The sequence below is a fragment of the Solibacillus sp. FSL W7-1436 genome, from assembly GCF_038007305.1.
Lineage (GTDB): Bacteria > Bacillota > Bacilli > Bacillales_A > Planococcaceae > Solibacillus.
Window position 1 is genome coordinate 3034788 of sequence record NZ_JBBOWV010000001.1, and the last position, 13719, is coordinate 3048506.

The 13719-nt window shown below is 40.4% G+C and carries 11 protein-coding genes and 1 other annotated feature; of the genes, 7 read left to right on the plus strand and 4 right to left on the minus strand.

Annotated elements, in window-relative coordinates; genetic code table 11:
* Positions 1–243 precede the first annotated feature (243 nt).
* Positions 244–2409 carry a transglycosylase domain-containing protein gene (locus tag MKX73_RS14960; protein WP_340718137.1) on the plus strand — a complete coding sequence of 722 codons (2166 nt, stop codon included), beginning with the start codon at positions 244–246 and terminating at the stop codon, positions 2407–2409.
* 245 nt (positions 2410–2654) lie between these two features.
* Here MKX73_RS14960 and proC read toward each other — a convergent pair whose 3' ends face one another.
* The gene (gene proC / locus MKX73_RS14965) at positions 2655–3461 is read right to left on the minus strand and encodes a pyrroline-5-carboxylate reductase (RefSeq protein ID WP_340718138.1); all 807 of its coding nucleotides are present in this window, start codon (positions 3459–3461) and stop codon (positions 2655–2657) included.
* Between the two features lie 70 nt (positions 3462–3531).
* Positions 3532–3743 (minus strand) — a binding site (T-box leader).
* A gap of 128 nt (positions 3744–3871) precedes the next feature.
* On the opposite strand from proC, the gene MKX73_RS14970 reads away from it, so the two are divergent.
* Positions 3872–4870, plus strand: coding sequence for an MBL fold metallo-hydrolase (locus MKX73_RS14970; protein WP_340718139.1), 999 nt, complete (start codon positions 3872–3874; stop codon positions 4868–4870).
* A 193-nt stretch (positions 4871–5063) separates the two neighbouring features.
* Here MKX73_RS14970 and MKX73_RS14975 read toward each other — a convergent pair whose 3' ends face one another.
* From MKX73_RS14975 to MKX73_RS14985, 3 genes are all read right to left on the minus strand, one after another.
* Positions 5064–5576: a hypothetical protein gene (locus tag MKX73_RS14975; protein ID WP_340718140.1), complete on the minus strand. Its 513-nt coding sequence runs from the start codon at positions 5574–5576 to the stop codon at positions 5064–5066.
* 444 nt (positions 5577–6020) lie between these two features.
* Positions 6021–6638 carry a hypothetical protein gene (locus tag MKX73_RS14980; RefSeq protein WP_340718141.1) on the minus strand — a complete coding sequence of 206 codons (618 nt, stop codon included), beginning with the start codon at positions 6636–6638 and terminating at the stop codon, positions 6021–6023.
* 17 nt (positions 6639–6655) lie between these two features.
* Positions 6656–7402 carry an FxLYD domain-containing protein gene (locus MKX73_RS14985; RefSeq protein ID WP_340718142.1) on the minus strand — a complete coding sequence of 249 codons (747 nt, stop codon included), beginning with the start codon at positions 7400–7402 and terminating at the stop codon, positions 6656–6658.
* Positions 7403–7652: 250 nt separating this feature from the next.
* On the opposite strand from MKX73_RS14985, the gene MKX73_RS14990 reads away from it, so the two are divergent.
* The 5 genes from MKX73_RS14990 (at position 7653) to MKX73_RS15010 (ending at position 13654) form a co-directional block, all read left to right on the plus strand.
* Positions 7653–9002, plus strand: coding sequence for a glycoside hydrolase family 28 protein (locus MKX73_RS14990; protein WP_340718143.1), 1350 nt, complete (start codon positions 7653–7655; stop codon positions 9000–9002).
* A 22-nt stretch (positions 9003–9024) separates the two neighbouring features.
* The gene (locus tag MKX73_RS14995; RefSeq protein WP_340718144.1) at positions 9025–10362 is read left to right on the plus strand and encodes an ABC transporter substrate-binding protein; all 1338 of its coding nucleotides are present in this window, start codon (positions 9025–9027) and stop codon (positions 10360–10362) included.
* 138 nt (positions 10363–10500) lie between these two features.
* Entirely contained in the window at positions 10501–11442 is a 942-nt protein-coding gene (locus tag MKX73_RS15000) for a carbohydrate ABC transporter permease (RefSeq protein WP_340718145.1), read from the plus strand.
* Positions 11443–11448: 6 nt separating this feature from the next.
* Positions 11449–12285, plus strand: a complete 837-nt coding sequence (locus MKX73_RS15005) for a carbohydrate ABC transporter permease (protein WP_079526475.1) — start codon at positions 11449–11451, stop codon at positions 12283–12285.
* A gap of 31 nt (positions 12286–12316) precedes the next feature.
* Positions 12317–13654: a sugar ABC transporter substrate-binding protein gene (locus MKX73_RS15010; RefSeq protein ID WP_340718146.1), complete on the plus strand. Its 1338-nt coding sequence runs from the start codon at positions 12317–12319 to the stop codon at positions 13652–13654.
* The last annotated feature ends 65 nt before the right edge of the window (positions 13655–13719 follow it).

Consider the following 13719-nt stretch of genomic DNA (forward strand, 5'->3'; position numbering starts at 1 on the left):
TTAGGAACTTGATGGTTGCTTATTTTTATAAGCATTTTAATAAAGGGGCGTGATTCTTAAATAAGAATTAGCGCCCTTTTATTATTGTGGAGCCCCATTATATAGGAGATATGATATGAATGCATGGGTTTTAGTAGAGAATAAAGTAGCGGTTTGCCAAAAACCTATTGACTATGCATATTTCCTAACTAACAATAACCTTTATGCAGAAACTGAATCGTAAGACAAAAGGTGGAACAAAACGTGAAAAGAGTGGAAAGAAGACAGCAGCAAAAATTAACTGGGCGGATATGGCGTAAGGTTAAAGATAAAAAAATAATCATGAAAGTCATAGTAGGAGCTTCCATATTTTTATTATGCTTTTTCCTCATATTCAATATTTTTATTTGGAAAAGTGATGTCAGTAAACTGGAAGAGCCTACGCCGCAGCCAACTATTATTTTTGATCAACATGGTGAGATAGCCAGTAAAGTGACGGGTTCCAAAATAGATGGCGTCAAAATAGAACAGATACCGGAACATCTTATTCATGCTGTAATTGCAACGGAAGACCAGAAGTTTTACAAGCATAGCGGGATAAATGTGATAGGAATTATACGTGCAATGACTCAAAACACGATGAGCGGAGAAATTGTAGCGGGAGGAAGTACGATTACACAGCAGTTGGCTAAAAATGTCTTTCTGACACAAGAACGTACCTATACGAGGAAGTTAAAAGAACTGGTTTTGACGAAAAAAATTGAACGAACATACGATAAAGATGAAATTATGGAACGCTACCTTAATCAGATTTATTTTGGTGAGGGAGCATGGGGCGTGCAGCGTGCTTCCCAAACATATTTCGGCAAAGACGTCAGCAAATTAACATTAGGTGAGTCGGCTATGCTTGCAGGTTTGATTAAAGCGCCTTCGATTTTATCACCTATAAAAGATATGGATAAATCAGTTCAACGGAGAGACCTTGTTCTATCATTAATGGAAAAGGAAGGGTACATTACTCAAAGCGAAGTAAAAAAAGCAAAAGCACAACCGATCGTAGTAGAGGGCAGAAGGATTGATGAATACAAGGGGAAATATCCTTATTATGTCGACCATATTATTGACGAAGCAATCAAACAATACGGGCTTACAGAAAATGAAGTTCTATCGGGCGGCTTTCATATTTATACAGAACTGAATCCTGCAATACAAAATGCAGTCGAACAGGTATATAAGGATAATGCAATGTTTCCTGAAGAGCAATCTGATCAGTTAATCCAAAGTGGAGCAATCTTTATTGATCCTTCAACCGGGGGAATCAGTGCACTTGTTGGAGGAAGGGGAGATCATACTTTTAGAGGGTTTAATCGAGCTACTCAATTAAAACGTCAACCAGCATCAACTCTGAAACCATTGGCGGCATATACTCCTGCTCTGGAGCAAGGATACGAAATCTATGATACGTTACAAGATTCTCCTATTAATATTGACGGGTATCAGCCAATGAACTACGACAAACGTTTCCATGGAGAAGTGACAATGTATGAAGCATTGGTGAATTCATACAACATCCCACCGGTATCGTTATTAAATGAAATGGGATTGAAATACGGTATAAATGCTGTTGAACGTTTTGGCATTAAACTAAAAGAAGAGGATCATAATTTAAGTTTAGCACTTGGTGGTTTGAATGAAGGGGTATCTCCTTTACAAATGGCTCAGGCGTTTTCCACATTTCCCAATGATGGTGTCATGGTAGAAGCACATGCCATACAAAAAATTGAAGATGCAGATGGTAAGATCGTTGCTAAGTGGGAGCATAATGAGACGAACGTTACGAAGCCCCTAGTCGCTCAAGGAATAACGTATATGCTTAAAGGTGTTGTCGAAGAAGGCTCGGCAAAAAATGCTCGAGTCGAAGGATGGGAAGTAGCCGGCAAAACAGGCACATCAGAGCTTCCTTTTGTGAATTCCGGTGGTGCAAAGGATCACTGGTTCGTTGGATATACCCCGGAAATAGTCGGGGCAGTGTGGATGGGCTATGATCAGACAGATGAAAATCATTATTTATCAGGAACTGGCGGAATGACTGCCACAAAGGTTTTCAACGAAATTTTGACTGAATCGATTACAGAGTTTAACCAAAAAGAATTTGCCCTTCCTCTACTGGCCAAACAGCTAAAAGAACAGGAAAAGAAAGAGAAAGAGCAGAAGAAGCAAGAAATGAAAGAGATGAAAGTGAAGAATAAAGAGAAAAAGGAGAAGGATAAAGAGAGAAAAGAGAAAGATAAAGAGAGAAAAGAGAAAGATAAAGAGAGAAAAGAGAAGGATAAAGAGAGAAAAGAGAAAGATAAAGACAAAGACAAAGAGAGAAAAGAGAAAGATAAAGAGAGGAAAGAAAAAGATAAAGAGAAGAAAGATAAAGAATAATTTAGGATACATTGTGATTTTACTTTAGCGGTTAAGATGTGAACCTTGGGTATCTTTATAATATCGAAGTTTCAAGGTGGGGTAATCATGGTATTTCCCAGGAAAAGTAAATGATTACAAAGAGAAAAAGCTTGATTCTTTTTGAGACACAAGCTTTTTTGGAGGTTGGGCTGCTGAAAATTAAGTTCATCAGGAGCCCTGTAGTATCTAAAGTTATTTCCTACTAATAAGTTCAATGAGTATGTTTATTCCCCGCGTGCAAGTTCTCTTGAGCGGTTTTCTGCACTTCGGACACAGCTCACAATCGCTTCGTTAAAGGACATCGATTCAAGAGCCTTAATTCCGGCTTCTGTTGTTCCACCTGGACTCGTCACTTTTCTGCGCAATATTGAAGGCTCCACGTTTCCGGATTTCAGCATTTCCGCAGAACCGGCGATTGTCTGTACCATCAGTTCTCGCACAACTTCCTTTGATAGCCCAAACTCAGCACCGGCCTGTTCAAATGCTTCAACCAAATAGTATAAATAGGCAGGACCGCTACCGGCAAGCGCAGTAACGGCATGCAGCTTTTCTTCTTCGACTTCAATGACGATGCCGATCGCTTCAAGCATTTGAATATAAAGTGCACGCTGCGCGTCTGTAACATGCGGATTGAACGCAATGCCGGATGCAGACATGCCGATCGTTGCGGAAGTGTTTGGCATCACACGAGCGATCGAACGGCTGCCGAGATATTGTTCAATTGTATCAATCGTCACACCAGCGAGCACCGATATAATAGCCGTATTGGCCCCTAGATGTGGTGCGATAATTTCCATTGCAGCGCGGGCATCTTTCGGTTTCATGGCCAAAATGACGAGATCGGCTTCCTGCAATTGAGTATGGTCTTCCAACAGGTTGACATTATAGCTTTCGACCAAATCTTTAAGTCTTTCTTTATTGGACCGATTGGATATGAACAGGGCATGTGGTTTGATAACATTCTTTTTGATCCAACCGTGAATAAGCGCTTCTGCCATTGATCCTGCGCCGATAAAAATAATTTTTTGCATATTGTTTCCCTCCGATTTTTATATCCGTTTCCTAAATGGAACGTAAAAAAGCATTTCCATCCCTACTATTAGTAAGGACGAAAATGCTTTGATTTCCGCGGTACCACCTTTATTCACACATAAAGTGTGCAGCTTCAGCCTTTTTATCGCAAAGGGTACGGTTATGTTGTCATAACGGCTCAAAAGGAGGTTCAATTATTTCAGCGGGTTATGCCGATTTCAGCAAAGACGGCACTCTCTAAAACCTTGAAATAATCTACTTGGCTTTTTCATTGCCTGTAAATTTTGAATTATCCAAAATTATAGTGCTGTATTGAAAAACTGTCAACCTTTGGCGTGACGAATGAAGGAAAAAGAGTTAAAATAAATGAATAGTCATTCATTACGAGCTATTCAAAGGGGATTAAACTATGGAAGTACATAAAATTGTTATACCTACACCATATGCAGTGGGGGATGTAAATGCTTTTTTAGTAAAGGGAGATGCACTGACTTTATTTGATGCTGGACCGAAAACAGAAGAAGCGTATGAAGCGATCAAATGGGGATTGCGCGCTGCAGGTTATGATATGAAAGACGTGGAACAAGTCGTGCTGACACATCATCATCCGGACCATGCCGGTTGGATCGATGCATTTCCCTCGGCGGAAATTTTAGGGCATCCATATGTTGATTACTGGATGAAGAAAGAGCCGGATTTTCTGCAGTATTATGAGCGATTTTTCAAAAAGCTCTTTATCGAACAAGGTGTACCGGAAAAATATGTGAACCGGATTTTACATGTTAAAGGGGAAATCGAACTATTCGGTACGATTCCGTTGACTGGCTATTTAAAAGAGGGTGATGAAGTGCCGGGTCACCCGGGTATGAAAGTGTATGAAACACTCGGACATGCGCAAAGCCATCTGATTTTTGTAGAAGAGAACACCCGTGAATGCATCGGCGGCGATCTACTGCTGGAACGCACATCATCGAATCCGCTAGTCGAGCCACCGCTTGATTTATCGATGGAACGACCTAAATCATTGCTGCAATATAATGAATCACTTAAACGTCTTAAAAATCTGGAAATCTCAAAAGTGTACACAGGTCATGGCGGAGAACTGACAGATATTGAAGCGCTCATTGACGAACGGTTGGAAAAGCAAAGACAACGTGCATTAAAAGTATACGGTTTGCTTGAAACACCGCAAACGAACTTTGAAATGACCACTCAATTATTCGAACGCATTTACCAGCAGCAATTAGGGCTGACACTATCGGAAACATTAGGCCAGTTTGACTACCTGGTTGATCAAGGTATGGTCGAGATTGAAGAGCGGGAAGGGATTCATTTTTATAAAAAAAGTGATAGTTCCAGTCATGCATCAAGAGAAGAGAATAAATCGTTAAATAAAACAGGGTATTAATATATGTATGAGTGAATGTTATAACCTTTCGCTTTTACGAAAGTGATCTTAATAAAATTATAATAAACGTCATTATCTCCTGTAATAGATTATGACGTTTATTGCTTTTTCCAATAGCATTCACCTTCATCAAAATCGAGTACGACTGGTTCGAAATTGAGGTCATTTTCCGGCTGTCTTGTAAGTGCATCGTTTAAATAGCTTTCGAAATTCCCTGGTCGGAATAATGTGATCGGTCGTTAAAGTTCTTCTTGGCTTTTTCATTTAAGTAATGAATAATGGTTATAATCTCATTACTGTGGTCTGTATACGATTTCGCATTCTTCTCAGATAAGTTTTCTTCTTCAGGGAACAGCTCCTCCTGTGTAAAAACTTCTGACTGAACGATCTGATCAATTTTTCTATAATCAATTCGGTACCATTTTGAACGGTCTGTCTTGAAACTGTTAAATTTATTGGAAGAAATAATAATTTGATAGCGTTCCAATTTCATTACGAGTCTTTTTATTTTTCTAATATTCCATTGTGGGCATTGCTTAGCCCAACCCTGATAAGTTTGGCGATACCAGATGTGTCCTTCTTTCTCCACACCTTGGGTTTCTAATCGATAATACAGCTGCTGAATGAATAGCGCTTCCTCAATTCCGATGCGTATCGCCAAATCCTGTGATAAAAATAACTGTCTACCGTCCACTAATAATTCCATGCTTTAGCCTCCAATTCTTGAATACTGTCTTGCCCTATATATGTCATCCAAAGATAAAAAAAGGGACAAAGTAATTGGAAATAATTTTTCGCAAGAAAAAGATTATTAAAAGCCATTAAGGTAAAATCCACCTCGTTGCGTGTTAACGCAACAATATATATATTTTTAAATTATTTAAAAGATATAAGATCTTTTTGAGGGGACTTTTGCAGATTCATGTGGAGGGGACTTTAGTGGTTCGTTCCAGAAGGAACTAAAACCGGCCGTTGGATAGAAATTATTTGACCGTGGAGATAAGGAGAAAATCTGAGTAAAATTTGCTAAGAATTTAGTGAGAATTCTATCTTGAAATAATAACTTGGTTTCTAAGCTTGGTGATAAAAATGGCTCAGTAAGATTTAATTATAAATCGTTTACTGAGCTACATTTTATTAAAACGAAACCTTATTCTTCAGTCGCTGCATCACTATTTTCAGTATCGTCTTCAATATCATCAGGGAATACAATTGTATCCGTTTTTTCTCCCGTCTTTTCGTCGATGATATTGACGGTTGTTTTAAGATCATCACCGGATTTGCCGTCAAAGGCACTGTAAATCATGGAAACATAGGCTAATCCGAATAATCCAAATGAATCGAAACTATTCTCAAAAGTATCCGCATTCACTGTCACATCAAATTCCGTAAAGTCCTTGTTATACGAAATTTCTTTAAACGACTCATAGTCCTCGCCGTTGACCAGATCATCAACCGTACTAATGACACCTTGTTCCATTTCCTTCATCATTTTTTTATGCGCAGATTTACTCATTTTATAATAAACAGTACCATCTTCATTCACCTTAACTTCTTTAACACCTTTTTCTTTAGCAGCTGCCTCGATTTCTTCTGGTGTTTGATCTTCAAAAAAGTCTGCAGGCAATGTTAATTCAACATCAAGCAAGCCTTTGTCTACCTCGATACTTTGTTCCTTTTGATTATCCGATTGCTTCTTATCTTCTTCTGCGCCACAAGCCGTTAAAAATAAGAGCGCGGTACTTATAATAAACAGTGATTTTTTCATTCTATATACCCCTTCGTTTACCAAGTGAAGCCGTAGCTTTTTACTTCGATTTTATTTACCTTTGAACCGATATTATCTGGCAACGGTGGGTAGCTAAGTTCAAAACCCGCTTCACCGCCAGCAGCTAATCCAACATCAACACTGCCTGATAATCCGCCTAAAATTTTACCGTTTGCATCATATAAAATGGCCGCGAGACGTACATCTTCCTGTTCAACATCAGTCGGGTTTTTCACAATACCTGTAACACTATATCCGTAGTCACTTGAAATCCCTTTTACTGTACTGACTTCCAATACGTTTGAATCTTCTTCCGTTGCTTCAAAATTAAAATTAAATGTTGTTTCAGAATAATTGTCTAGTGATGTTTCTTCATTTAATGTTGTGCCTTCTACGATAAATGCCGATTCTCCGGGCTGAACAATTGCTGGAACAGCATAAATCATAGTTGAAGTCCCTAAAATACTTCCGTCTTTTCCTTTGTAGTTCATTTGTGTTTCCCCGATATCAACCGGCACATCGCCTGTGTTTTTATAAATGGCCGCCGTATTGATCCAAATCGAGTCAATCGAGTCGCTCCATACAGTAGATCCGGAGTCTTCAATTTCTAATTTAGCGTTTTCCTTTTCTTCAGTATTTGCACTTTCTTCAGTTTTATCAGTTTTACTTTCTTTATCTGCCGATTGAGAAATTGTCTGTTTAGAATCTCCGCATGCGCTCAATATGAAAAGTAAACTAAACATTAATACAGTGAATTTTTTCATTTTATTACCTCCTGTTATATTATTGTGCACTAATATAATTGCCGAATGATTATATGATGGTATAAAAGTTATATTTAATTCTTCCAAAAATCAAAATTATTAATTGGTCCTACCGAAGCATTCAAAAACCTATAATATTTTACTATCTTCCCTGTACTTTTTTTAGCATTTCCTATCTACAGCTAGACTTCAATTCGTTAGATTTAATATGCTAATTACAATAAGATTTGAATACAAAGGATGGGATACGATGCAGCAGCACAGTACGGCGGTTTATAATATTGAACAGTTTGGAGCGGTTGGTGATGGCTGGGCCAATAATACATCGGCGGTTAAGCGTGCGATAGAGGCTTGTTCACAAAACGGGGGCGGAACGATTTATGTGCCGGCCGGAGTGTTTGTTACCGGTGCGATTGAATTGAAAAGTAATATGCATCTGTATTTGGATGCGGGTTCCGAGCTTTTGTTTTCAAATGATCGGGCGGATTATCCAGTCATTTCTTCACGTTGGGAAGGGGCGAGCCGTGATGTTTATATGTCCTGTATTTATGCCTGTCATGCGGAAAATATCTCAATTACCGGTTTTGGCACATTAAATGGACAGGGTGCCTACTGGTGGAAGTTGTTTAAGGATGATTCTCTAGCCTATCCACGCCCTAATTTAGTGAGCTTTGACCATTGTGAGCGTGTGCATATCGAGCAGGTGAAAATGATTGATTCTCCGAGCTGGACCGTCCATCCGAATGATTGTGATAATGTGACGATTTCGGCAGTAACGATTATTAATCCGGCAAATTCCCCGAATACGGACGGCATTAATCCTGAATCATGCCGCAATGTGAAAATTTCCGATTGTTCGATAGATGTCGGGGATGACTGTATTGCGATAAAGGCGGGTACAGAGGATGCGGAATGCGCAATTCCCTGTGAAAATATTACGATTACGAACTGTACGATGCTGCACGGTCATGGCGGGGTTGTCTTTGGCAGCGAGATGAGCGGTGACATCCGCAATGTTGTCGTATCGAACTGTATTTTTGAAGGAACAGATCGGGGCATTCGCTTTAAATCACGGCGCGGGCGGGGCGGTACGATTGAAAATATCCGTGTAAGCAATATTGTGATGAATAATGTCATTTGTCCGTTTATACTAAACTTATACTATTATCACGGTCCACGAGGTTTGGATCCTTATGTTTCGGATAAAAGTACACAGCCTGTGACAGCGCTGACACCGAGGTTCAGGCATATTCATTTTTCAAATATAACTGCCACAAACGTAACGGCAGCTGCGGGTTTCATATACGGTTTACCTGAAATGCCGGTTGAGGATATTACATTCAGCCATATCCGTGTTGCGATGAAGTCAGGTGCAGAACCGGATCTGCCGGCAATGATGATGGATCTGGAACCGATGAAACAACGTGGTTTTTTCTGTTCCCATGCAGAAGATGTGTTGTTTGAGCATGTGACGGTCCAACAACAGGATGGGCCGGCATTTGAAATAATGAACAGTAAAAATATCATAATGGAACATTGTCGTTCCAAAGAAACGGCAAAGGATGAATTACTCGTCCAAATGACGAATGTTATAAGCTAGCTGGCGTTAAGGGGGAATCACATTGAGCAGCTTAAGAAAAACCTATTTGTTTTATGTCTTCCCCGTTTGTTTACTGTTATTGCTGTCGGGTTGTTCGAGTGAGGAAACAAAAAAAGTGGATGCCACGCCAAAAGAGGTGACATTAACTTTTTGGTTTGATGATGCCGGTCCGTTGCGAAATGCTATTTGGGAAGAAATGATTGCCGCTTTTGAAGAGGAATATCCACATATTCATATTGAATACAAAGGCTTTGTGAAGAATATTGCGAAAGCGAAATTCAATTCGGCACTCGCGATGCAGTCATTGCCGGATGTAGGAAGTATTTATACGAGCTGGTTACCGGAATATACATACCGAGAAGCATTGGTACCACTCGATTCTTATTTTGAAAATTGGGCGGAAGGAGACAAAATTGCGCCTTCTGTCATCAATTACAATCGACATTTAACACAGGATCAAAAATTGTATGGATTGCCTTACACACGAAATATGGATGTTCTTTGGGTTCGCAAAGATTGGCTCGCCGACTATGGTCTGGAAACAATTGAAACTTGGGATGACTTTTTTCATACCGTTGAAACCTTTACGGATAAGGCGCAGCAACAGTACGGTTACAGTATTCGTGGCGGGGAAGGGTCGTCACTGCAGCTGCAGCGGATGATGTATGCATACTCCGGGATTTCGACATATATCGAAAATGGTGAAAGTACGATTGATGATCCCCGCCATGTGGAGTTTCTGGAAAAATATCTGTCGCTCTATGGTTTGCATACATCCCAAAATGATATTGTGAAGGACTATAAAGGAATGCTCGATGATTTTGAACATGGAGCTGTTGGATTAATCCAGCATAATATCGGCTCTTATGCGCAACATCAAAAAGTGCTGTCTTCGGATCAGTTCGAGTCATTGCCATTGCCGAAGTCAGTCGATGGTCACTACACTGTCGAGGCGGGCAACACGATGGACATGGTGATGTTCGAAGGTACGAAACATCCAAAAGAGGCATGGACCTTTATTTCCTTTATCGCGTCGCAAAAGGGACAAAGCCAATGGAATAAACGGGTCGGTCAATTGCCGACACATCAGGAAGTGCTGCAGGAAGATTGGGTGCAAAATTCCCCGCATTTGCAAACAGCGCTATCTGTTTATGAAAATCCGCAAACAAAAATGTACGAGCCACCTTTTTATTTAATTGGGTACAACTCCATCCGGTATACGATTGTTGAACCGGGGCTCCAGGAAGTGCTGAGCGGGACGAAAACGATTGAGCAGTTCCTGGAAGACTGGAGCGAGGCCATTGAAAATGAATATGATCAATATGAAAATTTCATGCCAAAACATCGAAGCGCTGAGTAAGTGAAAAACTTGCTCAGCGTTTTTTTTATGCCATCGAAATGTGAAGATTCTTAAAATTTTTATCTAACATCTTAATATTTTGAATATTTCGGGAAAGCGTTTTCAATTAGAATAATGTGTAAGAAGGGAGGAAATTTAATGAGTTATTCCCCAGAAGTAAATGAACCAGTATTGGAAAAAAAGAAAAGCGAAAAAGTCCGTAAATTTAATAAGGCGAAGTTGGTACCTTATCTATTCATTACGCCGGCCGTACTAATGGTTGTAAGTTTCCTTTTCTACCCGATTGGAATGGTATTTTATTATAGCTTCCAAAACTACGATATTTCGGCACCTTACTATAATAGTTTTGCAGGGCTCGATAACTTCGTGAATATTTTTACCAGTGATAAGCTGTTCTTCCCAAGCTTACTCAACAGTTTGAAGTGGGTTGTTACAGAAGTTGGGCTTCAATTGGTATTTGGTTTGATTTTGGCACTGTTGCTGAACCAAACATTTAAATTTAGAGGAATGATACGTGCCGTTGCATTCATTCCATGGGCAATTTCAGGTGTACTGGCTTCTGTTATCTGGTCACTAATGTACAACGAACATATGGGTGTTTTGAATGATATCCTGATGCGTTTAGGCATTGTCGATTCACCGCAAGCCTTTTTGGCAAGTACATCAACAGCATTTGGTGCAGTAGTTATTGCCGAACTTTGGAGAGGGATTCCATTCTTTGCGATTACGCTTTTGGCAGGTTTGCAAAGTATTCCGCAAGAATTGTATGAAGCAGCGCGGGTAGATGGTGCAAGTCGCTGGAAATCATTCCTGTTCGTAACGTTGCCGCAGTTGAAAAACACAATTATTTTAACGACACTGCTGCGAGTTGTGTGGGAGTTTAATAACGTTGACCTGATCTTCAACTTAACTGGCGGCGGGCCTGCACATTCGACAACGACATTGACGATGTATATTGCAGAATTAGCTGTTCATGGCAGTAACTTTGGATATGGCTCAGCGCTTACAGTCATTTCGTTTGGTATTCTATTAGTTTTCGCAGCGCTTTATCTGAAATTATCTCGCTATGAAAAGGAGTGATAACGTATGTTTTCTAAAAATAAAAAAATAGATAAATTGCTGACACTTTATGTGCCGCTCGGAATGTTGTTAAGTTTTACACTTTTCCCGCTTTACTGGACGATCAATACGGCGTTCAAGCCTGAGGGAGATATTATGAATCGTCCGCTTGAATATGCGCCGCTTAATCCGACAGTGGAAAACTTTGTAATGGCGTGGAATAATGTCGGGTTTGCTACATTCATGAAAAACAGTTTGATCGTCGGTGTCAGTACAGTGATTGTCGTATTGATCTGTTCCACATTATCCGGCTATGCATTGGCCCGTTATCAGTTCAAGGGAAAACGCGCCTTTATGCTGATGCTGTTATGTACGCAATTTATTCCGAGATCAATGATGATTATTCCATTATTTATCATTTTCAAAAATTTAGGACTGATCAGCAGTCCGCTCGCTCTAATAATTACGTATACGGCAATTGAGATTCCGTTTACGACCATATTGATGAGCGGGTTTATCGCAAACGTTCCGAAAGAGTTGGAGGAAGCTGCGATGATTGATGGTTGTACGAAACTTCAGTCCATCCGTCATGTCGTGTTCCCGCTGCTTCTTCCTGGTATCGTCGCAACAGGGGTGTTCACATTCATTTACACATGGAATGAGTTTTTAATTGCCTTGATGCTCACGAATCGTCAGGACCGGTTCACCTTGCCGGTCGGTCTGAGTACGATGATGGGCGAATTCAATGTCAACTACGGTGCGTTGGCAGCAGGCAGTGTCATTGCCTTAATTCCGGCAGTAATTTTATTTGCATATGCGCAAAAGCATTTAGTCAATGGTATGGGTGGAGCAGTAAAAGGTTAATTGTACATGAATTCATAAGGGGTGAAGGTTGATGTTCAAAAGCAAATTTAGAAAATCGATTGCAGTAAGTACGATTGCAACGGCACTATTATTGGCCGCTTGCGGGGATGATGAGTCGGCGGGTAAAAAAGAGGTGTCGGCAGAAAACGGAAAACCGGTAAAAATTACGTTCTGGGATGAAAATGCCGGACCGCAGCGTACACCTATTTGGGAGGAGTTAATCTCCCAATTTGAAGAGGAAAACCCGATGATCGATGTGGAGTATGTCGGATTACCGAAAGACTCGGCAAAATCAAAAATGGATGCAGCAATTGCAGCGGACGATACGCCGGACTTGGCATCGGTCCAAACGAGCTGGCTACCTGAATTCTCGATTCGTGAAGCATTACTGCCATTGGATGATTACTTTGCAGATTCGGAGCTGAACGGTCTGATCAATGAAGGGGCACTGAATTTCAATAAAGATATCGTAGCGGATAAAAAGCTATATGGAATTCCTTACACACAAAACCTGGATATCCTTTGGATACGTAAAGACTGGTTTGAAGAAAAAGGAGTAAAAATTCCTGAGACTTGGGATGAGTTTTATGCGGCTGCAGAAGCAATGACGGATAAAGCGAATAATCGCTATGGCTATACAATCCGTGGCGGTGCAGGCGGATCATTCCAAATTCAGCGTATGATGTATGCGTATAACGGATTTGAAGATTATTTGACGGAAGATGGCAAAGCTACGATCAATGATCAGAAAAATGTCGAGTTTATCGAAAAATATTTATCGTTATATGAAGACTACACACCGAAAAGCGATATTACAAACGGCTATAAAGAAATGATCGCCGGTTTTGATACAGGTGTAGTGGCAATGGTACAGCACAACATCGGTTCATTCGGCGAGCACAAAGAAGCATTGGAAGAAAGTCAGTTCCAGGCGATCCCGCTGCCTAAATCGGAAAACGGCAACTATGTGGCGGAAGGCGGAAATACGATCGGTATTTCAATTTTCAAAGGGACAGACAATCCGGATGAAGCATGGAAATTTGCAGAATTCCTGAACTCGGCTGCTAGTCAAAGTTTCTGGAATGAGCAAGTTGGTCAGATTCCGACGAACAGTGATGTGTTAAAAGAAGACTGGATTCAAAATTCACCGCATATTCAAACAGCATTTGAAGTGTATGATGATCCGAACACAGTTCTTTATAAGCCGCCATTCTATTTACCGGAATATCGTTCAATCCTGGATGGTACGGTCGATTCCGGAATCCAATCGGTTATGAGCGGTAAAGCGTCAGCACAGGAATTTTTAGATGAGTGGGCGGGTGCGATGGAAGCTGCGCAAGCTAAATACTCAGAGCACTTTGGCAAATAGTACAAAAAAAGGGTGCGGTGCTTCAGCCACACCCTTTATTTTTTGAAAAGTAAAGATGGCGAGAA